We start from the raw sequence: 22756 nt of genomic DNA, 5'->3' as shown, positions 1-22756 counted from the left end.
TCGAACGATTGAATTAAAAAAAGCCCCGCATCAGCGGGGCTCTTTATTAGTGCAGGCGATCAGCCGCGAAGCCAGGAATCTACAGTGGCGGCGCCGTACTGTTCTTTCCAGGCCTTGAGGCCACGGTGGTTGCCGCCTTTGGTTTCGATCAGCTCACCGGTGTGTGGGTTCTGGTAAACCTTGACCACGCGAGCGCGGCGCTGTTTGGGTGCGGTAGCGGCAGCAGCGCTGGACTTGCCCGGGTTCGGATCAAGGATGGAAATGATATCGCGCAGGCCTTTGCCATAGCTTTTCATCAGGGCTTGAAGCTTTTCTTCGAATTCGATTTCTTTCTTCAGGCCGGCGTCGTTCTTCAGGGATTCCAGCTGGGCAAGCTGCTCTTGAAGGGCTTTTTCTGCTGCGCGAAATTCGGCGAGTCTGGACAAAATCTGTACTCCAATAGTGTATTTGGCTGATATCAACTGCAGACAAAGCTATAAGCCAAGCGCTTTAAGGCGACTCAAGAAAGAAGCCGTCCCGCGAATTCTGCACAGGCAGGAAAAATTGTAGTAGTTAATGTGCCACGAGTAAATCATGTCTTTTGTTTGAACAACATTATTTCCGCCCAGGTAGTGCAGGGGTATTCAATGGCGGCTCAGGGATTTAATAAATTCATCGCAGGGTAAAGGCTTTCCGAACAGGTAGCCCTGCAGGAAATCCACGCCTTGAGCCGCCAGGTATTCGCACTGTTGCGTGGTTTCCACACCCTCTGCAACGATGCCCAAGTCAAGCTTGCCGGACAGTTCTATGATGCTGTCCAGAATATGCCGTGATAGTGCATCGGCACCGATCATGGCGACAAAACTCTGGTCGATCTTCAAGTAGTCCACATTGAAGTTACGCAAGTAGCCCAGGCTGGAATGGCCGGTACCAAAGTCATCAATGGCGATCATCACCCCCAGTTGGTGCAAGGCGTCGAACAGGCGACGGGTGATGTCGGTGGGCTCGATCAACTCACGCTCGGTCAACTCCAGCACCAGGGTTACCTGGCCGACGGGAAAGGCCGCGAGAAACTCACGGCAGTCGTCCACCAGCGCCAAATCCTGGCAGTGGCGTGCGGTGATATTCACGCCAATATGAAAGCCAGGGCGGAATCGCGCCGCATGGGGCGCCAGTTGCGTGGCGGTCTGGCGCAGCAGCGCACGCGTCATCGGCACGATCAGGCCTGAATGTTCGGCCAGGGGGATAAACAAGTCGGGGCGCACCAAGCCTTCCTTGGGGTGTTGCCAACGCATCAGCACTTCGCATCCTGCCCACTCGCGCGTATCACCCCGCACCACCGGCTGGAAATACGGGATGAACTCATTGGCCCCCAACGCCCGTTGCAGTTCGTGAGTCGGCGCCGAAGAGCGCTTTTGCAACCAATGTGCAAGCACGCCCGCCAGCACGCCGAAGAACACCACCAGGCTGAACACCGCTGGGTATCGGGATCGCATGTAACGCCACACTTCACCGGCAGGCATGCCTGCATCGACGCTGTAGTGATAGCGTTCGGACGCCAAGTGATGATGGGCCACGGCAAACGTCGGTACTGCGGTGTCATGCACTTTGCCATCGGCGCCCAGCCAATTCGGGCCGACCTGCAGTACCAAGTGGGCGAACCGGCTGATCAGGCGCAGCGCATTAGTGAGGTGGTAACCGTCAATCGACGCAAAAGCGGCTTTGTCACCGTCTACCAGTCGGTAAACCAGGAGTGCGGTGTCCGGCGTCACCGGGTTGCCATTCATCAACCATAACCGCCCGTCCACGTAATCGTCCGGGTTGACCGGTGATTCGTAGTCGCTGCCAAACAGCGAGCTGCAGTAGATATTTTTTTGCCAGGACAAGGTCGTTGCACGCACGAACGGCCGACGCGTGACTTGTTCGCGCAGGGCCAGTTTCGCGCTGTTATCGCAGGGTTGGCCCGCCAACGGCAGCAAGGCCTGGGCGGCGAGGGCGGTGTTGTCGAGCATCAGGTCGAACTGGCGCACCGCCTCCTGGGCAGTCTGGGCGGTATTTTGTTCCAGTGTGCGTTCGGCCTGCCAATGCAGAATGACCACCCCGAGCGCAATGGGTAGCAACACACTGAGTGACGTGATCAAGTAACGAGTGGCGCGTTTTCGCGGGCCGTTGACGGTCAGGGGCATGAAGGGAACGGCCTGCTGCAGGAATCAGATTCAATCGATAATAGATGGCTGGGCCAGAATAAGCTCGGCGAGTGTCGAGTTGCTACAGTTCCAGTCCTTGGGCGATACGTATAAACGCGAGCGCCGCTGGCGAAGACTGGCGCCGATCCAGAACCGCCAGGCCAACCCGGCGCGACACGCGGGGTGCCAGCGCGCGCTGCACGTAGCGCGAATCGCGCCCAGCAGGCAACGATGCCTGCGCCACTACGCTTACTGCATCCCCGCGGCTTACGGTTTCCAGGGTACTCAGCAATTGCGAGCAGCGATAACGCACATTCGGGGTCAGCCGCGCCTCATTGAACAGGCGTACCACCAGTTCAGCGGAGCCGGCCTCCGTCAGCGCGAAAGGGTCGCTGCACAGATCCTTGAGGCTCACGTGTTCGCAGGTTGCCAGCCTGTGATCGGCCGGCAGCAGCGCCACCATCTGATCCTCGAACACCGCGAAGGTATCGAAGCGCTCCTGCTCCAGCACCACAAAACCAATATCAATCCGGCGCTCGTCAAGCCAATGGATCACTTGCCTGTCGGGCCCCTCGTCCACATGCACTTCGATGCCAGGGTATTCGAGGCGAAAACAGCTGAGGATCTTCGGCAGCAGGTAGGTCGAGGCGGTCGGGCCGAATGAGCCGATTCGCAGGGTCCCGCGTTTCATGCCGCGCGCGTCCGCCGCTTCCTGTTGCAGGGTATTGGCCAGCCCCAGCATCGCTCGTGCGCGCCCCAGTAGCTGCGTGCCAATATCGCTAAGCTCCACGTGGGCCTGGTGGCGCCTGAACAACGCCACTCCCAGTTCCTGTTCCAGGCCTTTGATCGCGTGGGACACCGCCGACTGGCTGATACCAAGGCGGTGAGCTGCACTGGTAAAACCCTGCAGTTCGGCAACCAGCGAGAAAATTTCGAGTTGGGTCAGGGTCATGAGCAATTACTCATTTTACGATGACACCGAATTACCAGAAGAATGCAGGGGTCCTCAAGCCATTAGAGCCTCAGCCCGTGCATTCACCCTCGGATCGCATCATTTATGTGAAGTTGGCCGCCGTCACCATGATCTGGGGCGGCACCTTCGTGGCCGGTCGCTATTTGACCGGTGCACTCGACCCCTTGCTGGCGGCAAGCCTGCGGTTCGTACTGGCGAGCCTGGCCCTGCTGGCATTCATGGGGTGCGCCCGTATTGCCTTGTCCCGCCCCAGTCTTCGACAGATGGGGCAACTGGCGATACTGGGTTTCTTTGGCATCTTTTTCTACAACCTGTGTTTTTTCTATGGGTTGCAGTTCATCAACGCGTCGCGGGCCTCATTGATCGTGGCGTTGAACCCGGCGGTGATCGGGCTGGCCTCCTGGTGGTTGTTCAAGGAGCGCCTGGGTGCCATCAAGGTGATCGGTATCGCCTTTTGCCTGGCCGGCGCCGCCGTGGTGATTGTCAGTCGTAACCCGCAGGTGCTGAACCCAGCAACCCAGACCTGGCGTGGAGATCTGTTGATCTTCGGGTGCGTCGTGGGGTGGGGCGTCTACTCGCTGTGTTCCCGTGGGCTGAATCAGAGCCTCGGCCCGTTGCAGACGGTCACCTGGTCGATACTGCTGGGTACCCTGATGCTCATCCTCACCACACTGGTCCTGGGGCGAATGACGTCTGAGGCCATTGGCAGCCTGCATTTACCGCAGGTGCTGAGCCTGGCGTACCTGGGCGTGCTGGGCTCGGCACTCGCCTATATCGGCTATTACGATGGCATCCGGCGTATCGGGGCGACGCGCTCCGGGGTGTTTATCGCGCTTAATCCACTCACGGCGGTGATCTGTGGCGCACTGCTGCTCGACGAACAGTTGACCCTACCGATGCTGGTGGGCGGCGGGGTGATCCTGCTGGGCATCTACCTGTGCAACAAACCCCTTGCACGGGGCAGGGCAATGGGGATTTGATAAGAGTACGGACAAACACTGTTACGCTGTGTAGAATCGATTTACGCATACAAGAATATGGACTTGCGCTCACGCAAGCCTAAGCCGTCAGAGACTGATGTAACCATGAAGCTACTCGGCTCCCCCCTCATCTTTGGTGACTTCCTCGCCCGCAGCGTGCGAGGCCTCTCCTGTGCGCCGCCCGTGCTCCTCATCCTTGCTGGCAATTGAAACCTTCAAACACAAGAATGATGAGGCGCCAAATCATGGCAGATCTATACGAAAACCCAATGGGCCTGATGGGCTTTGAATTCATCGAGTTCGCGTCGCCGACGCCGGGCACCCTGGAGCCGATCTTCGAGATCATGGGCTTTACCAAGGTCGCGACCCACCGTTCCAAGAACGTGCACCTGTACCGCCAGGGCGAGATCAACCTGATCCTCAACAACGAACCCAACAGCATCGCCTCCTACTTTGCGGCCGAACACGGCCCCTCGGTGTGCGGCATGGCGTTCCGCGTCAAGGACTCGCAAAAAGCCTACAACCGTGCCCTGGAGCTGGGCGCGCAGCCGATCCACATCGAAACCGGCCCGATGGAACTGAACCTGCCGGCGATCAAGGGCATCGGCGGTGCGCCGCTGTACCTCATCGACCGTTTTGGCGAAGGCAGCTCTATCTACGACATCGACTTCGTGTACCTCGACGGCGTAGAACGCCACCCGCAGGGCGCAGGCCTGAAGGTCATCGACCACCTGACCCACAACGTCTATCGCGGCCGCATGGCCTACTGGGCCAGCTTCTACGAGAAACTGTTCAACTTCCGCGAAGCGCGCTACTTCGATATCAAGGGCGAGTACACCGGCCTGACCTCCAAGGCCATGAGTGCACCGGATGGCATGATCCGCATCCCGTTGAACGAAGAGTCGTCCAAGGGTGCCGGGCAGATCGAAGAGTTCCTGATGCAGTTCAACGGCGAGGGCATCCAGCACGTGGCTTTCCTCACCGACGACCTGGTCAAGACCTGGGACGCGTTGAAGAACATCGGCATGCGCTTCATGACCGCGCCGCCCGACACCTACTACGAAATGCTCGAAGGCCGCCTGCCAAACCACGGCGAGCCGGTGGATCAGTTGCAGGCACGCGGTATCCTGCTGGACGGTTCTTCCATCGAAGGCGACAAGCGCCTGCTGCTGCAGATCTTCTCGGAAACCCTGATGGGCCCGGTGTTCTTCGAATTCATCCAGCGCAAGGGCGATGATGGGTTCGGCGAGGGCAACTTCAAGGCGCTGTTCGAGTCCATCGAGCGCGACCAGGTGCGTCGTGGTGTGTTGACCGCCGAGTAAGTAAAAAAAAGCCCGGCCGAGGGATGTCCCGGCCGGGCTTTTTATTGCCTGCGCATCAGGCCTTGCGCTGGCGCACCAAATGCTTGAATCCTTCAAACACCAGCACCATCACCGCCAGCCAGATCGGGATGTAGGTCAGCCATTCGCCGCCCTTGATCCCCTCGCCCAGGATCAATGCCACGCCTAGCAACAGCACAGGCTCGACGTAGCTGAGCAGTCCGAACAGGCTGAACGCGAGCAACCGACTGGCGATGATGTAGCTCACCAGCGCCGACGCGCTGATCAAGCCCAGCATGGGGATCAACGCGTACAGCTTCGGGTGGGCCTCCATGACCGCAAAGCCTTGCTCACCGCTCTGCACGAACCACCAGGCCACCGGCAGCATCAGCGCCATGTCCAGCCAGAGACCGCCCAGGTGGTCGGTCTTGAGGTATTTGCGCACGATGAAATAGACCGGGTAGCCGATGATCACCACCAGCGTTGCCCAGGAGAAACCGCCAGCCTGATACAGCTCGTTGACCACCCCAAGGGCTGCAAGAAATACTGCGATTCGTTGCAAGTAGGACAGCTGCTCGCCCCATACCAGGCGCCCCGTCAGCACCATGGTCAGTGGCAACAGGAAGTAACCGACCGACACATCCAGACTGCGCCCGTTCAGCGGCGCCCACATGAACAGCCACAGCTGCACGCCGAGCAAGGCAGAAGAGAGCAGCACACCCGCAATCAGGCGCGGACTGCCCGCCAGCATGCGTACCAGCTCCCACACGCGCCGCCATTCGCCGCTGACGATCATGAAGACCGTCATGCACGGCACAGTGAGCAACATGCGCCAGCCGAAAATCTCCAGGCCGCTCAATGGAGTGAGCAATGATGTGAAGTAATACATCACGGCAAACAGCACCGAGGCCAAGACCGATAACACAACACCTTTAGACACACTGTCCTCGCGAAAAACCATTGATACAAAAGAGGGGGGATTTCAGCAGGGGATTATGGTGCTTTTGGCGAGAGAGGGTTGCGCTGTTTTGGGGCGTTTGACGCAAAAAAGTTTTACGCGCAGGTGTTTGGTTCAAACCCTGTGGCGAGCGGGCGTGTTGTGGTGAGCGGGGCAAGCCCGCTCGCCACACTGGGTTTTGCCAGCGCAAAAAGCCAGGTTTCCTGGCTCAGGTGCGCGCTACGCGACCGGATACAAAGTGGCCCACATCATTGAACCCTGGCGTCGACGAATGCCCCGGTGTCACGAGCGAGTCAATGAACGCCTCATCCTGCGTCGTGATCTTCACGTCCAATGCGCCGATGTAGGCATCCCATTGCGCCTCGGTGCGCGGCCCGACAATCGCCGAACTCACCGCCGAGTTGTTCAGTACCCAGGCAATCGCAAACTCCACGATGCCCACGCCACGGCCTTGGGTGTACTGCTGAATCTGCTGGGCGATGCGCAGGGACTCCACGCGCCATTCGGTTTCCAGGATACGTTTGTCCTGGCGCGCCGCGCGGCTGCCGGCCTCAGGGGTGACGTCCGGAGCGTATTTACCACTGAGCACGCCACGCGCCAGCGGGCTGTAGGGCACCACCCCCAGGCCGTAGGCAGCCGCAGCGGTAATCTGCTCGACCTCGGCCTGGCGGTTGACGATGTTGTACAGCGGCTGGCTGATCACCGGCTTGTCGACGCCCAGGCGTTCGGCCACGCGAATCACTTCGGCAATGCGCCAGCCGCGATAGTTGGACAGGCCCCAGTAACGGATCTTGCCTTGGCGAATCAGGTCGCCGATCGCCGATACCGTGACTTCCAGCGGTGTGTCGTGGTCTTCGCGGTGCAGGTAGTAAATATCGAGGTAGTCGGTGTCGAGGCGGCTGAGGCTGGCTTCCAAGGCATTGAAAATGCGCTTGCGGCTCAAGCCACTGCGGTTGGGCAGGCCATCGGTAGGGCCTATCGCCACCTTGGACGCGACTACCCAGTCCTCGCGATGGCGCGCAATCGCCTCGCCAACGATTTCCTCGGAGCGCCCACCGGTATAAACGTCGGCGGTGTCGATGAAATTGATCCCCTGGTCCCAGGCCTTGTCGATGATGCGCAGCGAGTCCTCGGTGTTGGTCTGTTCGCCAAACATCATGGTGCCCAGGGTCAAGGCGCTGACCTTCAACCCGGACTGGCCCAATGTGCGGTAGATCATGGATAACTCCTCAAGGCAGGGAAACGTGCCCATGCAATACCAGACTCAGAGGCTCTGGGACAAGCCCTGCGCGCGTTTCTTCATGTGCTCAGCAGTGTCTTGCAACGCGCCTGTAGAAAGCGATGCAGCACCTTCACCCGTTCCGATACTTGCAGGCGGTGGGGGCACATCAGGTTGAACGGCGTCGGCTCACCCTGCCAATCCGGCAGCAAAGGCACCAGGCGACCAGCCTTGATGTCCTGGGCAATATCCAGATTGGCCTTGTAGGCGATGCCGTGACCGGCCAAGGCCCAGCGCCGTACGATTTCACCGTCATCGCTCAGGTAGTCGCCCGACACCTCGACCTCCTGCAGCACCGCGCCCTGGCGGAAGTACCACGTGTTGTTCGCGCGGCCCTGGCGCATGTAGCGCAGGGTGTTGTGCTGCGCCAGGTCAGCCGGCGTGAGGGGGGTCCCATGGCGCGCCAGGTAATCCGGGCTGGCACAGGGGATGCGGTGGTGATCGGGCACCACCGGCAGTGCCACCAGGCTGGAATCCCTGGGCACGCCAAACCGCAGGGCGATGTCGACGGTGTCGCGAAACAGGTCGGCATTGCTGTCGTTGAGCAGCAATTGCAGGCGGATAGTGGGATGTTCGAGTTTGAACTCATCCAGCCAGCCCAGCAGCACATTGCGCCCGAAATCCGAGGGCGCCGCCAGTTGCAGCAAACCGCTGAGGCTCTGGCCTTGCTGCTTGATCGCCTGTTCGCCCTCGGACAGCGCTTCCAATGCGACGCGCACGCTCTCGAGGTAGCGCCGGCCTTCTTCAGTCAGCCGCATGCTGCGGGTCGAGCGTGCCAGCAGGCGAATACCCAGGCGGGTTTCCAGGCGCTTGAGCGCGATGCTGGCGGCGGCCGGGGTCAAGCCCAGCCCGCGTGCAGCGGCAGACAAACTGCCGGTGTCGGCGGTACGCACGAACACTTCAAGATCAAGGGTCGAGCTCATTTGTAAAAATCCTTTAAAGATCTTGTCGTTTTACCGGGATTTTTCGTCGATTACCAAGCTGTAAAGATGAACGCTCACTTTCTTCATCAGGAATCTCCCCATGACTTCTTCTCTCAACGGCAAAACGGTCATCGTGATCGGCGGCAGCAGCGGAATCGGCGCGGCCGTGGCCAAGGCCGCTGCTGCGCGAGGTGCGCACGTGGTGATGGCGGGACGGCGCTTGGTCAGCGGCGTGGAAAACGGCGTGCGCAGCGAGCCGGTGGATGTCACCGATGCGACGTCCTTGCAACGTCTGTTCGAAAGCGTCGGGCGCTTTGATCACCTGGTCTACACCTCAGGCCCCAGCGTACGTGCCAAGACCCTGGTTGAAACCGACCTGACCGAGGCCCAGGAAAACTTCGATGTGAAGCTTTGGGGCGCGTTGCGGGCGATTCAACGGGCGCTGCCATATCTCGACGAACACGCCAGCATCAGCCTGACCTCAGGGCAATTGGGACGCAAATTGGCGTCGGGCCAGTTCATCAAGACCGGCATCAACGCCGCGACCGAAGCATTGGGCAAGCAGCTGGCAAAGGAGCTGGCCCCGCGCCGGGTCAACGTGATCAGCCCTGGCGTGATCGATACGCCGGCGTATGCAGGCTTGGCTGAAGAGCAGCGCCTGGCGATGTTTGCCAAGGCCGGTGGGGCATTGCCGGTCGGGCGAGTGGGGCAGGCGGACGAAGTGGCGGCGGGGTATGTGTTGGCCATGGAGAACGGCTTCATGACGGGTGCCGTGATCGATATCGACGGCGGCGGCCTGTTGTAGACACCGAACAAACAATGTGCGGGCGGGCTTGCCCGCACATTCGGCGGCGTTAGACTTTCAGGGTGCGCGTCATCCGCAATGCCAGCAGGCTACCGGCGACAATCACCGCCGCCAGCAAGTACAGCGCCACATCCGTGGTGCCAGTGGCATCCTTCACAAAGCCGACGATATACGGGCTGAGGAAGCCGGCCATCTGGCCCATGGAGTTGATCAACGCCAGGCCACCTGCCGCCGCGCCCGCACTGAGCATGGCGGTGGGCACCGGCCAGAACATCGGCAGGCCGGTCAGCGCGCCCATGGAGGCGATGGTCAGGCCGAGGATGGCGATAGCCGGGGTGGTGGCGAAGTTCACTGCGATCACCAGGCCGACAGCACCCATCAACATCGGCACCACCAAGTGCCAGCGACGCTCTTTGCGCAAATCCGCGGAGCGACCTACCAGCAACATGAACACCGCCGCCAGCAAGTACGGGATCGCACTGAGCCAGCCGATCACCAGGTTATCGCTGAACCCCAGGTTCTTGATGATCGACGGCAGCCAGAAGTTGATCGCATACACGCCACTCTGGATGCAGAAATAGATCAGGCCGAATGCCCAGATTGCCGGGTTCTTGAACACGTCAGCCAACGAATCGGTGGTGGTTTTCGGCTTGTTGGCCAGGTCAGTCGCCTGGTCGGCCTCCAGCACCGCTCGCTCGTGGGGCTTCAGCCATTTGGCGTTGGCAAAGCTGTCGCTGAGCAGGAAGTAGGCGAGGGCGCCCAGGACCACCGTCGGAATGCCTTGCAGCAGGAACATCCACTGCCAACCTGCCAGGCCGCCCTGGCCTGCAGCGAAGTGGTTGAGGATCCAGCCGGAGAACGGGCTGCCCAGCAGGCCCGACACCGGGATCGCCGACATGAACAGCGCCATGATCCGCCCACGGCGGAAGGTCGGGAACCACTGCGAGAGGTACAGCACCACACCGGGGAAAAAGCCGGCTTCGGCGGCACCGGTAAACAGGCGCAGGGTGTAGAAGTGTGTCGGTGTGGTGACGAACAGCAGGCAGGTGGACAGCGTGCCCCAGACGATCATCATCAGTGCAATCCAGCGCCGCGGACCGAACTTGGTCAGCGCCAGGTTGCTCGGTACGCCGCACAGCACGTAGCCGATGAAGAAGATCCCGGCACCGAGGCCGTAAACGGTTTCACTGAATTTCAACGCATCGAGCATCTGCAACTTGGCAAAGCCAACGTTCACCCGGTCGAGGTAGTTGAACAGATAGCAGATGAAAATGAAGGGGATCAGGCGCAGGGTAATGCGCTTGTAGATGGCGTTTTTATCGTCATCGGTGGCCAGTGTGGCTGCGGCGCTCTGTGACATGGGAGTCTCTCTTTATTATGATTTTTTGCGATGCGAAGGTAACGTTGATCGCCCAAAGAGTCTCGACCACCTTGCAGGCCGCTGTCTTTGTGCTTGCGCACAGTGAAGCGGTAATTGCGCTGTGCCGATGAACAACCCATCGCTTTCCAGGAAATTAGCCCCATGTTCGAGCTGGATCATGACCTGGCGCAGAATATCGTTGATCGCACCATGGCGATACTGCCCTATAACGTGAACGTCATGGACAGCCAGGGCCTGATTCTGGGCAGCGGCGAGCCCGAGCGTATCAACACGCGCCATGAAGGCGCGCAACTGGTACTCGCCAATGGCCGCGTGGTGGAAATCGACGGCCAGACCGCCAAGCACCTCAAGGGCGTGCAGCCGGGCATCAACCTGCCGTTGCTGCATGATGGGCGCCTGATCGGCGTTCTCGGCATCACCGGCGAACCGGAAGGCTTGCGCACCTATGCCGAATTGGTACGCATGACCGCCGAAATGCTGGTGAGCCACCGCCACCAGCAGGCCGAGCAACAGTGGCGGCGCCAGCGTTGTGATGATTTGCTGGCGTTGCTGCTGGCCGACACCGGCGACTCACCGCGCCTGGTGGATGAAGCCCAACAACTGGGGCTCAAGCCGCAGATGGCACGCACGCCGTACCTGTTCGAACTGGGTGCGGGGCAATCGGCGGAGGCCTTGAGTGCCTGGCTGACCTCGCGCTATCCAGACAGCTGGTGTGTCAGTTCGGCGCAATATTCATTGCTGTGGTGCCGGCCGGCAGCGGTGCAGGTCGACAACCCACGGCTGTTGGACAAGCTCGAAGGCCTCGGCTGGAACATCCTGCGCGTTGCCGTGGGCGGGCAGGCAGATGGGCTCGCGGGGCTGCGCCGCTGCTATCGACGCGTGGGTGATTTGCTCGCGTATGGGCGCGATGTATTGCCGCAATCACGGCTGCTGACCCTCAACCGCTATCGCCTGCCGGTCATGCTCTGGCGCCATCGCAACGACGACGCCCTGGACGAACTGCTCAACCCGCTGCGCAAAGTGCTGGCAAAGGACAGTAACGGCCAACTGCTGGCAACCCTGCGCAGTTGGTGCGAACACGACGGGCAAAGCCAGGCCTGTGCCGACGCGCTGGGCATTCACCGCAACAGCCTGCGCTACCGCATGGAACGCATTGCCGAACTCAGTGGCGTTGACCCCTTGACCCTGGATGGCATGCTTGCGCTGTACCTCGGCGTACAGTTGTTGCCCCAGCCTTTGTCGGAATGAACAACAAACCTCGTCCGTACTTGTGCATCGGACTGGCGTCAGCGGCGGTGCCAACTGGCAGCATGGGCGTCATAAAAACCGGAGAAAGCCCATGAAAATCATCATCGCCCCCGACTCGTTCAAGGACAGCCTGAGCGCCGAAGGCGTCGCCCAGGCCATTGCGAGCGGGTTGGCCCAGGTCTGGCCGGATGCGCAATTGATCCAGTGCCCGATGGCGGATGGCGGTGAAGGCACGGTCGATTCGGTGCTCGCGGCGTGCAACGGCCAGTTGCGTCACCAAAACGTCCGCGGCCCGCTCGGCGCAGCGGTTGAAGCACATTGGGGCTGGTTGGCCGACAGCCGCACCGCGCTCATCGAAATGGCCGAAGCCAGCGGCCTGCAGTTGGTCCCGCCGGGGCAACGCGATGCGTGCAAGACCAGCACCTATGGCACCGGCGAACTGATCCGCGCGGCCCTGGATGCCGGCGCTGAGCGCATTATCCTGGCGATTGGCGGCAGTGCCACCAACGATGGCGGCGCCGGTGCGATGCAGGCGCTCGGCGTGCAACTGTTTGACGCCGAAGGCCAAGCACTGCCGCCTGGTGGCCTGGCGTTGAGCCGCCTGGCCACAATCGACCTTGGGCAACTCGACCCGCGCCTGGCACAGGTGCGTTTCGACATCGCCGCCGACGTCAACAACCCGCTCTGCGGCCCGCACGGCGCCTCGGCGATTTTCGGCCCGCAAAAAGGCGCGAATCCCGAGCAAGTGCAGGAACTGGACGCCGCCCTCGGCCATTTTGCCGATCACTGCGCCAGCGTCCTGCCCAAGGACGTGCGCGACGAGCCCGGCAGCGGCGCCGCCGGCGGCCTGGGTTTCGCCGCCAAGGCCTTCCTGGGCGCGCAATTTCGCGCCGGGGTGGAGGTGGTGGCCGAACTGGTCGGTCTGGACGAAGCCGTACGTGGCGCCGACCTTGTGATTACCGGTGAAGGCCGCTTCGATGCCCAGACCCTGCGGGGCAAAACGCCGTTCGGCGTAGCGCGTATTGCCCAGCGACACAACGTGCCCGTCATCGTGATTGCCGGCACGCTGGGCGACGGCTACGAGCAGATGTACGCTCACGGCGTGGCAGCGGCGTTCGCCTTGCCCTCCGGGCCGATGAGCCTGGAGCAGGCGTGCAGCGAAGCGCCGCGTTTGCTGAGCGAGCGGGCGGCCGATATTGCGCGGCTGTGGCGCACCGCTGGCAAGCGCTGACGTGTAATCACGAACATGGGACAATCCGCGCCTTTTAGACACGGAGAGTCCTCATGCTGCGCCCCGCAATCCTGGCCCTGTTACTCACCAGCGCCGCTGCCCCCGCTGTCGCACAACCGCCCGCCGAATCCGTGCCGCTGCTACGGGAGATCAAGCAATGGGTGGTGGGCTGCGACAACCTGCGCAACTGCCATGCCCTCAGCGCACCCAGTGGCGTGGATGAAGAAGACTACAGTTCACTGACTTTGCACCTCTGGCACCAGGCCGGCCCACAGGGGTATTTGCGCCTGCGTTTTGATCATCGGGGCCAGGACGTCGACCTTTCCACTTTGCTGCTGGACGGCCAACCCCTGGGCCTGGAATTGACCCGGGATCTGCACGTCGAGTTGGACGATCAAGGCGGCGATCCCGACGTGCACGCTTATGGCGTGATCGAGGACGCTGCGGCGCGGCGCTGGTTGCAGCGTCTGCGCAATGGCGAGCGCTTGCAGCTCCCAGGCGATGAGGCGGCGCATGTGTCGCTCAGTGGGCTGAGTGCCTCGCTGCTGTTGATGGATGCCGTACAGGGACGCGTGGATAACGTGACGGCCCTGGCCCGTCCCGGCAAACGGGCGGCCAGTGAAGTGCCGCCGCGCGCGCCGACGCCCGTGTTGCGCAGGTTCGTTACGCCACCGTCCCTGACGACGCAGGAGCAGGCGGGCCTGGTGGCCGCTGCGTTGCAGGCGGTCAAGCCAGAGGAAGGAGAACCTGAGGCGGAGGCCGGGGCACTGACGGCACAGCAGGCAATGACGGTGGTGCGTTATGACTGCGCGGCCTACAACTGCGAGTTCGACGTCAACAGCCGCCAGCGCCAGGCGCCCTATGAGACGACCTCGCTCGACCTGGAGCCGCTGCCGTTGGATGGCGCTGCGCTACAAGGCTCGGTGGGGTATGACGAAGCCTCCGGCACCCTGAGTTATTTCTACAAGCAACGTGGGATAGGCGATTGTGGCGGCGGAGGTTCCTGGGTGTTTGACGGGGAACGCTTCAGGCTCCGCGAATTTCACATGATGCCGCGCTGTACCGGGGTCGGTTACGGTGATTGGCCATCGTTGTGGTCGACCCTTCCAGGCCCCTAGCCATCGGGCCGTTATGCCCCCTACACTGGCCGGCCACTTGTTTTTCAACGGATGAAACACAATGCACACACCTGAAACCCCTATCGTGATCCAGCGCTTTACCGAAGCCCACCTTGAAGGCGTCGCTGCGCTCTATAACGAACCGGCTGTATGCCGCCAGGTGTTGCAAATGCCTTTCCAGTCGGTCGAGGCGTGGCGCAACAGGCTGGTCCAGGACAATGAGCGCCGGCTGCAGTTGGTGGCGGTGCACGCTGGCGAGGTCATTGGCCAGCTTGGCCTGGAACAGTACCTGCGCGTGCGTCAGGCCCATGTAGGTTCTTTTGGCATGGGCGTGGCGACGGCGTGGCAGGGCAAGGGCGTCGGCTCGCGGCTGTTGTCGGCCGCGCTGGACGTCGCCGACAACTGGATGAACCTGCACCGGGTGGAACTCACGGTGTATGCCGACAACGAAGCGGCGCAGGCGCTGTACCGCAAGTTCGGCTTTGAGGTCGAAGGCGTATTACGCGACTACGCCCTGCGTGACGGCCGGTTTGTCGACACCGTGAGCATGGCGCGCCTGCGCCAGTCGGCTTAGTCCTGCAAGGCAAACGCCACCGCAGCCTGCGCATGCAGCGCGGTGGTGTCCAGCAGCGGCAGGTCGCTGTGCTCGGGCTTGATCAGCAGGCTGATTTCCGTGCAACCGAGGATGATCGCCTGGGCGCCGCGTGCGGCCAGGGACTCGATCACACCTTGGTAAACCTTGCGCGACGCATCGCTGATCACGCCGACACACAATTGCTCATAGATGATCCGGTGCACGGCCTGGCGTTCGTCCGCCTCGGGCACCAGCACGGTCAGGCCTTGGGCTGCCAGGCGTGACTTGAGGAAGTCCTGCTCCATCGTGAACGCGGTACCGAGCAGGCCAACCGTGAGCGTGCCGGCCTCCACGGCCGCAGCGCCGGCCGCATCGGCGATATGCAGGAACGGAATCGAGACTGCCGCTTCAATACGCGGCGCAACCAAATGCATGGTGTTGGTACACAGCACCACGCATTCGGCGCCACCAGCCTGCAGGCGGCGTGCGGCATCTTCGAGGATCAGCGCGGCGTCATCCCAGCGGCCCGCGTGTTGAGCCTGTTCCACCGGACCGAAATCCACGCTGTACATCAACAATTGTGCCGAACGCAGCGGCCCAAGTTGGTCGCGCACGCATTGGTTGATGATGCGGTAATACTCGGCGCTGGATTCCCAGCTCATGCCGCCGATAAGGCCGATGGTGCGCATGCGATGCTCCTGACAAGGAAAGTCGCTTCACCTTACGCATCGGCGGTTGATTAGTCATACGCAGTTGTCGGCAAAATGACCGGTGCAGTTTCACATGTCCAAGTGGGTCCAGCCCGGCCTGGCCGCTTGCGGCGCCACCGCGTTGATCTGCTTGCCGGTCGCTTGTTCCACGCGCCGCGCCACCTCCGGGTCATCGGCGAAGGGCATCAAGCTGGCGTCGTCCAGGCTCTTGTCAGATTCCCCGCGCAAGCAGTACTCCACCGCGCCATACAGGCACGCCACCATCAGCAAGCCCCACATATCAGGCGATCCGTGCATCGAGCTGGGCTATTTCCAAGTCCGCGATCCGCACCGTGCGCCACGTGTTGTAGGCCATCAGCACCATGCCGGTGAGGAAGAACACGCCACCGGCAAATCGCACCACGAACCCTGGGTGACTGGCCTGCAACGCCTCGACAAACGAATAGGTGAGGGTGCCGTCGTCGTTCACAGCCCGCCACATCAGGCCCTGGGTAATCCCGTTGACCCACATCGAGGCGATGTACAGCACGGTGCCGATCGTTGCCAGCCAGAAATGCAGGTTGATCAGCGGCACGCTGTGCATCTGCTCACGACCGAACACCTTGGGGATCATGTGGTACAGCGAACCAAAGGTAATCATCGCCACCCAACCCAGGGCGCCGGCGTGCACATGGCCAATGGTCCAGTCGGTGTAGTGGGAGAGGGCGTTGACGGTCTTGATCGCCATCATCGGGCCTTCGAACGTCGACATCCCATAGAACGCCAACGACAACACCAGGAAACGCAGGATCGGGTCGGTGCGCAACTTATGCCAAGCCCCGGACAACGTCATCATGCCGTTGATCATCCCGCCCCAGCTAGGCGCCAGCAGGATCAGCGACATCGCCATGCCCAGGGACTGCGCCCAGTCCGGCAGCGCGGTGTAGTGCAAGTGATGCGGGCCAGCCCAGATATACAGGGTGATCAGTGCCCAGAAGTGCACGATGGACAAGCGATAGGAGTACACCGGGCGCCCGACTTGTTTGGGCACGAAGTAATACATCATCCCCAAGAAACCAGTGGTCAGGAAAAATCCTACGGCGTTATGACCATACCACCACTGCACCATCGCGTCCGTCGCACCTGAATACACTGGGTAAGACTTGAACCAGCCCACCGGGATCGCCAGGTGGTTGACCACATGCAACATGGCGATCACCAGGATGAACGCCCCGAAAAACCAGTTACCCACGTAGATATGCCGGGTTTTGCGCCGTACCACGGTGGTGAAAAACACAATGGCATAGGCCACCCAGACCACCGCCATCCAGACCGCGCCGGAGAACTCGATCTCGGCGTATTCCTTGGTAGTGGTATAGCCCAACGGCAAACTGATCAACATGATCACGATGACCGACTGCCACCCCCAGAAGGTAAAGGCAGCGAGGCGGTCAGAAAACAAGCGCACCTGGCAGGTGCGCTGCACCGCGTAATAGCTGGCGGCAAACTGTGCGCTGCCAGCGAAGCCAAAGATCACCAGGCTGGTGTGCAAGGGCCGTAGGCGACCAAAGGTCGTCCAGGGCAAATCCAGGTTCATCTCGGGCCAGACCAGCTGCGAGGCAATCCACACGCCCATGGCCATGCCTACCACGCCCCAGGCGATAGTAGCGATAACGAATTGGCGCACGACCTTATAGTTATAGGCCTGCCCAGTTATTGCTGTGCTCATGCTCAGTCCTCCCACGGTTCCAAGTGGCGGCACTGTAGGAAGCGTGGGCAAAACAAAACAGGCTCAGTAAAACCTCATTGTTGCGGATCAGTTTTAAGCCGTACGTTGAGGGGCCGCATCTGCCATGATCGTGGTACGCAACCTGGCTCACCCAAGGAAATTCGCAATGGACGATGTACAACAACTGGGCGAGATGCTTCGTCATTACGCCGACAGCGAAGCGCATAAAAAACAGCAGTTCGACCTGCAGTCGGCCCGATGGGCGCAAAAGCTCGGCGAACTATTCGACCAGGTCGAGCAGTGGCTGGAGCCGGTCAAGACCGTCGGGTTGCTCGAAGTCCACCGTGAACCTTACGTGGCCAGCGGCCCGAGCGTGCCGGCGCAGACGTCGCCGTTCAAGACCGAGAAACTGATCGTGCAGATCACCGGCAAGCCGGTGGAGTTCGTGCCGGATGTGATGGGCGTGGGCGGGTTGATCTCCGTCTCGGTCATCGGCTTGACCGCCGCACGGCACGGCAGTGTGTCACTGGTGCTGCCTGCGGATAAGAACGACTGGTTATGGAAGAAGACCAACGGCCTCAAAGACCCGGACACCTTCGCTTTCGACGCTAACTTCCTGGCGTCGCAGCTGCAAAGCCTGATTCCGCGCGAGCGCGGCTGAGCAGCCTGGTGGTGGGCACAGGGCTATTTCTCCAGGATTGGCTATACCTAGAGATCAGTGCCCCAACGCCAACTGCCAGGGAGTTTGAAGATGAACCTAAAGCCATTGATCTGCACGCTGTGCATCGCTTCGCTCGGGCTGGCGGGGTGTGCCAGCAAGGTTACGCAACCAGATGAATACTCTGGTTTTCTCTCTGACTACAGCCAACTGAAGGAAGCCAAGTCGCCATCGGGTGCTGAAGTCATGCGCTGGGTCGATCCAACCCTCGATTTGAGCCGTTACAACGCGGTGTACATCGAACCGACACAGTTCTACCCCAAGCCCCAGGCCACGGCGAAGATCCCGGACAGCACCCTGCGCGGCATCAACGATTACTTTAACCAGGCGCTCAAGCGCGAGCTGGCAAAATCGCTGCCCTTGGCAAACGGTCCCGGCCCAGGGGTCATGGTGGTGCGCGCCGCGATTACCGCCGTCAGCAGCAAGACCGAAAGCCTCAAGCCCTATGAATTCGTCCCGGTCGCGCTGGTAGCGGCAGCGGTCAGTGCCGGTACCGGGATCCGCGACCAGGAAACCACCCTGGGCACGGAAGCGCAGTTTCTCGACGGCGCAAACGGCCGGGTCCTCGCCCAAGTGGTGCGCAAAGGTACCGGCAAGCCGCTGGCCAATGACACCCAGGTGATGCAGGCCAACGACGTGAAGGCCGTGATCGACGGCTGGGCCGCGGACCTGCATCAGTCTTACCTGAAGCTGAAAAAACACTAGTTCAGGGTTGGCAGCGACACGCCAAGCCCCTCCCCAGCGTGGTGTTACTTCAGTGGTGTCAACGGTGGCAGGTTCCATTGGCCATTGACGACTTCGGGCTTGGGCAGGTAAATGCGCAGCACGGCGTAAAACGGACCGGGAGGGGCGGGCAACCAGTTGCTCTGCTCGTCCTTGGGCGGTTCATGATGCTGCAATGCCAGGGTCAAGCCGCCATCGGCATCCCGCTTGAGTCTATCCAGCATCTGCGAATTGATCAGGTAGCGCTTTTTGTGGTTAGGCACCAGCAACCGGGTCTTGGCGTCGTACATGGTCAGTGACCAGAACGCATCCGTGGGCGGCAGTTGGTCCTTGGCAAAATGCACGGTATAGCTGTGCCGTGCGCCATTGGCTGGCTTGCCCTCACTGTCGAGGGTGTACCGCAGGTTCACGGCTTCACTGGCCGAGTTTCCGAAAATGCCCAGTTCGGCCCCGGCGAAACGGTACAGGTAATTGTTCTGGAGGCGATCGCGATTGCCATAAAGGTCATTGCTGGACACCTGGTGCGTGTCGATCTTGTCTTTCTTGAATGCGCTGTACTCAGCCCTGGCATCAGCGATGCCTGCGTCCAGCGCCTTGCGCTGTTCGGCCGTCAACTGGTTGACCTTGAACGGCGCACCGGGGGCGATGCCGATTTTGGCAAAACGTGCCAGCAGGTCTTTTTCACTGTCCTGGGGCGCGGCGAAGGCAAGCATGAAGTTCAAGTAGCGAAACAGCTGCGGCCCTTCGGTCATGGTGGCGGTGGGCTTGGGCCATTCGATTTTCGGCGCTTTGGCCGGGGCAGCTTGCTTCACGTAGCTGCTCAGCGACTGGACTTTGTAGCCGTTCTGGATTTGCTTGACCTTGTTCAGGTCCTTCTCGTCGAACAGCTGCGTGCGGTACAGGGCATAGGCGATCGTGCTTTCGCTGTAGATCACCCGGTCGACGTCCACCGGCTGCTGACCCTTCCAGTCGGGGCCGGCGATCATGTAGTGGCCACCGTTGTTGCCGGTGCTGCGAGTACCCAGGTAAGCAAGGTTGTGCGTATAGAGGTCGATCAATTGGACCGAGTAATAGCGGTTGTCCTCGATTTTCGGCAAGGTCAACACCAGCGGCTCGCTGCGCAGGTCCATCCACACGAAGGAATAGGGCGTGTCTGCGTTTGGCGTAGCGAACGCAGTGTCCTTGGGGGTGAACACCTGGGCGGTGTTGCCAATATGGTTGAACGGCGCCTTGTAATTGGCGCCGCCCTTGTCAACGGCCTGGGTGTAGAGCCTCTTGTACATTTCCACCACCGGGACGCCATACAGGTAGGCTTCCTTGGCGATGGCCCGCGCTTCGTCGGGCGTTGCCGTGAAGTCGGCCCAGGCACCGGTGCTCATGAGTATCGAGAGGCTCGCCAACAGCAGGCGCGTCGGTTTTGCAATCATGTTGTTGCGTCCTTCCTGAATGCGTTTTGAAGAATCTGTTTGAACGGCGCGTGAAAGCGCTGAGTTTCCGATTTTATCGGCCCAAGGTCACGTTAATCTCTACACGCTTTACGCAAAAATGCCGCCTAGGCAGGCGGCACTTGGAGACTTGCCAAGATTAAAGCGCAGGCAGCATCGATTTGACTTTGTCGCGCAACTGATCGATGGAGAACGGCTTGGCGATCACCTGCATGCCGGCGGGTACGTTGATATTTTCTGCATAGCCGCTGGCGAACAGGATAGGCAGGGCAGGGCGCAGTTCACGCACCTTGGTGGCCAGTTGCTTGCCGTCCATGTCCGGCAGGCCGACGTCGGTCATCATCAGGTCGATGACGGTGTCGGCGTCTTTCACCACTGCCAGCGCTTCCTCAGCGTCAGCAGCCTCGCGCACGTTGAATTCCAACTCCTCCAAGACATCGACGATCAGCATGCGCACGATGGCGTCGTCTTCGACTACAAGGATGGTGGAGGTGGTGGACATAGTAAACATTCCTGAAAGATAAGGGGGCTGAGCGTGAAAGGTCAAAAGACAATTCAGTAATGAGTGGCGACAACGCCAGCAAGTTCCAAAGTAATTGCTGGCATTGTGACCTTCATGGAGCCGAATGTCCCGTCAGGTTGTTCGATCACTCATAATGGCACCGACGCCATGCGCCTGACGGCAGGAAGGTGATAGGTACTCACGTCGCTGGCGTCAAAATCACTCACCCTGTACTCCGGGGATGCCGGGTGTTCACCCAGGGCCCGATGCTGGAACGGGCTGGTTCCCCGGTTCAGGGTTCGCTCAAGGCCATTCTTCATCGCGTCGGCCGAGTCGAACTTGGCCAGCCCGAAGTTCGGGTCAAAGTAGAACCACACCGGCTTGTTGTCCCGCGTCATCACACCCGCGAGCAGTGCGTGGTCTCGCGTGGCGATCCTAAGGGTCTTGGGCGGTGCGGCATGGCTGAGTTCAGCGGCTATCTCCTGATAGGGGATTTGCCTGACCGGCTTCCCCATATGGAACGTTTCGAAGCCATTGACCGCCTGGTGAAAATCATGAAGGTTGTCGATGAACTGCTTGGCACCCGGTGCTTGAGAGGCGGCGGCAGCCTTGAACATATTCCCCAGATAGGTATTTTCATCGCCGGACCTGAGTGCCAGCGCAAGGGTATTGGCGATACCCGCGCATTCGCCTTCTGAAGCAAGCCGGACCTGGCTGAGGTACAGCTCTTGAGGCATTGGCGTCACGGTGCCGCCAGCGGCCTGGATATCGCGCTGGAACAGCATGAAACCGTCCTGGGTCAGTTTCACTTTCTGGCGTTCGATTTGCTTGGCCAGGGTGCCTACGTCTTCAGGCCCCAAAAAGCGTTGAGAAGCCAGCGTCTGGAGTTCAAGCATGTTCATGCTCGATGAATAACCAGGCACTTTCTCCGGATGACCATGGGCATAGCCAAACTCGAAGTCCTTGAGGTTATTGGGGCGCCTGGCAGTCTCCAGGGCTGCTTCGAATGCCTTGGGCACATATTGGCCCAATACGGTCGGCGACGCCGTCGTGGGCACTTCATCGCCTGCGAGTCGCCGGTAGAGCCAGTCTATAAAGCTCTGATTGATCTGGCCCTTGGTCGCCACGGTTGCTGGCGTGAACCCCCGAAGCGGTCCGCCGTAAGCGCACATCCTGTCGACATCAAACGCATACCATTGGCCGTTCTTCAGCACGGCGGCCCCTTCGACAGCGCGCGGGGCAACGTTCAGCATCCCCGTTGCGACGACCACATTGTCGTTGCTGGCGGCTTTCAACAGGTTGTAGTTTCCGGAAGCCCCCTTGAGCAGGTTGACGGCCTCGGTGCCTTTGGACAGCAGATACCGACCGCCTCTGCCCAGCGCGCCGACGGTTCCCACCGCCGCATCGCCCACTCCGGCCAAAGGGTTGAGCGTGCCAATGGCCGCAGCACCAATCAATCGGGTGGCCCGTAGCACCTTGCCACCTGTGGAGAGGGCGGAGCCGCCCAACTTGATCAGTTTTCCTGCCGTAGAGGCACCCGCCGTGAGAAAACCAAAGATATCCAGTGAAAGGTCCAACGCCCCCTCGCCGTAGTTGCCTTTTTGGAAGTTGACAATGGCTGACCTGAAAGGCACCAGGTTCAGGAAAAACTGCTCAACGGGCAGCGCTCTTGCCGCCTGCTCGTCCCGTGTGGTTTGGCCTCTGGCGTACGACTTTATATTCGGGTTGTCGAAATCCAGGTGCTTGATGTACGCATCCGCAATGTTGTGGGATCGGTCCGAGCGGAAGCTCGCTGGCGGCAATGCGCCGAGGGGCGTTGTCTCGCGGCGGTGGTGGGGCTCACTGCCGGCAGGTGTGAACAGTTTGGTCTCGTAGACTTTGTTGGCTTCCCGGGTGCTGCTTAATTCCACACGATGCAGAGGGATGGATTTGATCTCGCCCCTGGCCAAGCTGATTTCGTACGCGGTGGTCACGCCGGCGCGCGTGGTTTTCACCA

The 22756-nt window shown here is 60.7% G+C and carries 22 protein-coding genes; 9 read left to right on the top strand and 13 right to left on the bottom strand.

Annotation, left to right across the window (positions count from 1 at the left end):
- Window positions 1-59 precede the first annotated feature (59 nt).
- The 3 genes from ATH90_RS14035 to ATH90_RS14025 all read right to left on the bottom strand — a co-directional run bounded on the left by ATH90_RS14035 (window position 60) and on the right by ATH90_RS14025 (window position 3117).
- The gene (locus ATH90_RS14035; RefSeq protein ID WP_034105180.1) at window positions 60-425 is read right to left on the bottom strand and encodes a histone-like nucleoid-structuring protein, MvaT/MvaU family; all 366 of its coding nucleotides are present in this window, start codon (window positions 423-425) and stop codon (window positions 60-62) included.
- Between the two features lie 198 nt (window positions 426-623).
- Window positions 624-2165: an EAL domain-containing protein gene (locus ATH90_RS14030; RefSeq protein WP_098466537.1), complete on the bottom strand. Its 1542-nt coding sequence runs from the start codon at window positions 2163-2165 to the stop codon at window positions 624-626.
- Window positions 2166-2247: 82 nt separating this feature from the next.
- Complete coding sequence (locus ATH90_RS14025) at window positions 2248-3117, bottom strand: LysR family transcriptional regulator (RefSeq protein WP_098466536.1); 870 nt, start codon at window positions 3115-3117, stop codon at window positions 2248-2250.
- A 77-nt stretch (window positions 3118-3194) separates the two neighbouring features.
- Between ATH90_RS14025 and ATH90_RS14020 the strand changes: the two genes are divergently transcribed.
- Entirely contained in the window at window positions 3195-4118 is a 924-nt protein-coding gene (locus tag ATH90_RS14020) for a DMT family transporter (RefSeq protein ID WP_098466535.1), read from the top strand.
- Window positions 4119-4363: 245 nt separating this feature from the next.
- Entirely contained in the window at window positions 4364-5440 is a 1077-nt protein-coding gene (gene hppD / locus ATH90_RS14015) for a 4-hydroxyphenylpyruvate dioxygenase (RefSeq protein ID WP_034105188.1), read from the top strand.
- 55 nt (window positions 5441-5495) lie between these two features.
- Here hppD and rarD read toward each other — a convergent pair whose 3' ends face one another.
- The 3 genes from rarD to ATH90_RS14000 all read right to left on the bottom strand — a co-directional run bounded on the left by rarD (window position 5496) and on the right by ATH90_RS14000 (window position 8597).
- Window positions 5496-6377 carry an EamA family transporter RarD gene (gene rarD / locus ATH90_RS14010; RefSeq protein WP_034105971.1) on the bottom strand — a complete coding sequence of 294 codons (882 nt, stop codon included), beginning with the start codon at window positions 6375-6377 and terminating at the stop codon, window positions 5496-5498.
- Window positions 6378-6603: 226 nt separating this feature from the next.
- Window positions 6604-7614 carry an aldo/keto reductase gene (locus ATH90_RS14005; RefSeq protein WP_098466534.1) on the bottom strand — a complete coding sequence of 337 codons (1011 nt, stop codon included), beginning with the start codon at window positions 7612-7614 and terminating at the stop codon, window positions 6604-6606.
- An 80-nt stretch (window positions 7615-7694) separates the two neighbouring features.
- A complete protein-coding gene (locus ATH90_RS14000) occupies window positions 7695-8597 on the bottom strand; it encodes a LysR family transcriptional regulator (protein WP_069023788.1) in 903 nt (300 codons plus the stop codon).
- A 100-nt stretch (window positions 8598-8697) separates the two neighbouring features.
- On the opposite strand from ATH90_RS14000, the gene ATH90_RS13995 reads away from it, so the two are divergent.
- Window positions 8698-9402, top strand: coding sequence for an SDR family oxidoreductase (locus tag ATH90_RS13995; RefSeq protein ID WP_069023789.1), 705 nt, complete (start codon window positions 8698-8700; stop codon window positions 9400-9402).
- A gap of 49 nt (window positions 9403-9451) precedes the next feature.
- On the opposite strand, the gene ATH90_RS13990 is transcribed toward ATH90_RS13995, so the two are convergent.
- A complete protein-coding gene (locus ATH90_RS13990; protein ID WP_098466533.1) occupies window positions 9452-10762 on the bottom strand; it encodes an MFS transporter in 1311 nt (436 codons plus the stop codon).
- A gap of 162 nt (window positions 10763-10924) precedes the next feature.
- On the opposite strand from ATH90_RS13990, the gene ATH90_RS13985 reads away from it, so the two are divergent.
- The 4 genes from ATH90_RS13985 to ATH90_RS13970 all read left to right on the top strand — a co-directional run bounded on the left by ATH90_RS13985 (window position 10925) and on the right by ATH90_RS13970 (window position 14954).
- Window positions 10925-12031 (top strand): sugar diacid recognition domain-containing protein, encoded by a 1107-nt coding sequence (locus ATH90_RS13985; RefSeq protein ID WP_034105195.1) that lies wholly within the window; start codon window positions 10925-10927, stop codon window positions 12029-12031.
- Window positions 12032-12122: 91 nt separating this feature from the next.
- Entirely contained in the window at window positions 12123-13262 is a 1140-nt protein-coding gene (locus tag ATH90_RS13980) for a glycerate kinase (RefSeq protein WP_034105196.1), read from the top strand.
- Between the two features lie 53 nt (window positions 13263-13315).
- The gene (locus tag ATH90_RS13975) at window positions 13316-14380 is read left to right on the top strand and encodes a DUF1176 domain-containing protein (protein WP_069023792.1); all 1065 of its coding nucleotides are present in this window, start codon (window positions 13316-13318) and stop codon (window positions 14378-14380) included.
- A gap of 61 nt (window positions 14381-14441) precedes the next feature.
- The gene (locus ATH90_RS13970) at window positions 14442-14954 is read left to right on the top strand and encodes a GNAT family N-acetyltransferase (protein WP_098466532.1); all 513 of its coding nucleotides are present in this window, start codon (window positions 14442-14444) and stop codon (window positions 14952-14954) included.
- On the opposite strand, the gene ATH90_RS13965 is transcribed toward ATH90_RS13970, so the two are convergent.
- The 3 genes from ATH90_RS13965 to ccoN all read right to left on the bottom strand — a co-directional run bounded on the left by ATH90_RS13965 (window position 14951) and on the right by ccoN (window position 17372).
- A complete protein-coding gene (locus tag ATH90_RS13965) occupies window positions 14951-15643 on the bottom strand; it encodes an aspartate/glutamate racemase family protein (protein ID WP_034105202.1) in 693 nt (230 codons plus the stop codon). The two genes, ATH90_RS13970 and ATH90_RS13965, sit on opposite strands and share 4 nt — an antisense overlap.
- Before the next feature lie 90 nt (window positions 15644-15733).
- Complete coding sequence (locus ATH90_RS13960; protein ID WP_098466531.1) at window positions 15734-15943, bottom strand: cbb3-type cytochrome c oxidase subunit 3; 210 nt, start codon at window positions 15941-15943, stop codon at window positions 15734-15736.
- A gap of 1 nt (window position 15944) precedes the next feature.
- Entirely contained in the window at window positions 15945-17372 is a 1428-nt protein-coding gene (ccoN, locus tag ATH90_RS13955) for a cytochrome-c oxidase, cbb3-type subunit I (protein WP_098466530.1), read from the bottom strand.
- 166 nt (window positions 17373-17538) lie between these two features.
- Here ccoN and ATH90_RS13950 point away from each other — a divergent pair, with 166 nt between their 5' ends.
- Window positions 17539-18033: a hypothetical protein gene (locus tag ATH90_RS13950; RefSeq protein WP_034105208.1), complete on the top strand. Its 495-nt coding sequence runs from the start codon at window positions 17539-17541 to the stop codon at window positions 18031-18033.
- 90 nt (window positions 18034-18123) lie between these two features.
- Window positions 18124-18795 (top strand): DUF3313 domain-containing protein, encoded by a 672-nt coding sequence (locus ATH90_RS13945; RefSeq protein WP_069023794.1) that lies wholly within the window; start codon window positions 18124-18126, stop codon window positions 18793-18795.
- Between the two features lie 44 nt (window positions 18796-18839).
- On the opposite strand, the gene ATH90_RS13940 is transcribed toward ATH90_RS13945, so the two are convergent.
- The 3 genes from ATH90_RS13940 to ATH90_RS13930 all read right to left on the bottom strand — a co-directional run bounded on the left by ATH90_RS13940 (window position 18840) and on the right by ATH90_RS13930 (window position 22754).
- On the bottom strand, window positions 18840-20240 hold the full coding sequence (locus tag ATH90_RS13940; protein ID WP_034105213.1) for a DUF1254 domain-containing protein: 1401 nt from the start codon (window positions 20238-20240) through the stop codon (window positions 18840-18842).
- A gap of 157 nt (window positions 20241-20397) precedes the next feature.
- Window positions 20398-20760, bottom strand: a complete 363-nt coding sequence (locus ATH90_RS13935) for a response regulator (RefSeq protein ID WP_098466529.1) — start codon at window positions 20758-20760, stop codon at window positions 20398-20400.
- Window positions 20761-20909: 149 nt separating this feature from the next.
- Window positions 20910-22754 (bottom strand): hypothetical protein, encoded by a 1845-nt coding sequence (locus ATH90_RS13930; RefSeq protein ID WP_098466528.1) that lies wholly within the window; start codon window positions 22752-22754, stop codon window positions 20910-20912.
- Between the last annotated feature and the right edge of the window lie 2 nt (window positions 22755-22756).

This window comes from Pseudomonas lurida (assembly GCF_002563895.1).
In the GTDB taxonomy this organism is placed as follows: domain Bacteria; phylum Pseudomonadota; class Gammaproteobacteria; order Pseudomonadales; family Pseudomonadaceae; genus Aquipseudomonas; species Aquipseudomonas lurida.
The sequence above is the reverse complement of the archived record's forward strand: the minus strand, read 5'-3'. Positions and strand labels throughout refer to the sequence as shown.

What these genes read in the sequence shown, in the direction of transcription:
- ATH90_RS13970 (WP_098466532.1), top strand. Translation starts at nt 14,442, where the DNA reads ATGCACACACCTGAAACCCCTATCGTGATCCAGCGCTTTACCGAAGCC.
- ATH90_RS13985 (WP_034105195.1), top strand. Translation starts at nt 10,925, where the DNA reads ATGTTCGAGCTGGATCATGACCTGGCGCAGAATATCGTTGATCGCACC.
- ccoN (WP_098466530.1), bottom strand. Translation starts at nt 17,372, where the DNA reads ATGAGCACAGCAATAACTGGGCAGGCCTATAACTATAAGGTCGTGCGC.
- ATH90_RS13960 (WP_098466531.1), bottom strand. Translation starts at nt 15,943, where the DNA reads ATGTGGGGCTTGCTGATGGTGGCGTGCCTGTATGGCGCGGTGGAGTAC.
- ATH90_RS13940 (WP_034105213.1), bottom strand. Translation starts at nt 20,240, where the DNA reads ATGATTGCAAAACCGACGCGCCTGCTGTTGGCGAGCCTCTCGATACTC.
- hppD (WP_034105188.1), top strand. Translation starts at nt 4,364, where the DNA reads ATGGCAGATCTATACGAAAACCCAATGGGCCTGATGGGCTTTGAATTC.
- ATH90_RS13975 (WP_069023792.1), top strand. Translation starts at nt 13,316, where the DNA reads ATGCTGCGCCCCGCAATCCTGGCCCTGTTACTCACCAGCGCCGCTGCC.
- ATH90_RS13965 (WP_034105202.1), bottom strand. Translation starts at nt 15,643, where the DNA reads ATGCGCACCATCGGCCTTATCGGCGGCATGAGCTGGGAATCCAGCGCC.
- ATH90_RS14005 (WP_098466534.1), bottom strand. Translation starts at nt 7,614, where the DNA reads ATGATCTACCGCACATTGGGCCAGTCCGGGTTGAAGGTCAGCGCCTTG.
- ATH90_RS13980 (WP_034105196.1), top strand. Translation starts at nt 12,123, where the DNA reads ATGAAAATCATCATCGCCCCCGACTCGTTCAAGGACAGCCTGAGCGCC.
- ATH90_RS14030 (WP_098466537.1), bottom strand. Translation starts at nt 2,165, where the DNA reads ATGCCCCTGACCGTCAACGGCCCGCGAAAACGCGCCACTCGTTACTTG.
- ATH90_RS13990 (WP_098466533.1), bottom strand. Translation starts at nt 10,762, where the DNA reads ATGTCACAGAGCGCCGCAGCCACACTGGCCACCGATGACGATAAAAAC.
- ATH90_RS13945 (WP_069023794.1), top strand. Translation starts at nt 18,124, where the DNA reads ATGAACCTAAAGCCATTGATCTGCACGCTGTGCATCGCTTCGCTCGGG.
- ATH90_RS13950 (WP_034105208.1), top strand. Translation starts at nt 17,539, where the DNA reads ATGGACGATGTACAACAACTGGGCGAGATGCTTCGTCATTACGCCGAC.
- ATH90_RS13995 (WP_069023789.1), top strand. Translation starts at nt 8,698, where the DNA reads ATGACTTCTTCTCTCAACGGCAAAACGGTCATCGTGATCGGCGGCAGC.
- ATH90_RS14025 (WP_098466536.1), bottom strand. Translation starts at nt 3,117, where the DNA reads ATGACCCTGACCCAACTCGAAATTTTCTCGCTGGTTGCCGAACTGCAG.
- ATH90_RS13935 (WP_098466529.1), bottom strand. Translation starts at nt 20,760, where the DNA reads ATGTCCACCACCTCCACCATCCTTGTAGTCGAAGACGACGCCATCGTG.
- ATH90_RS14000 (WP_069023788.1), bottom strand. Translation starts at nt 8,597, where the DNA reads ATGAGCTCGACCCTTGATCTTGAAGTGTTCGTGCGTACCGCCGACACC.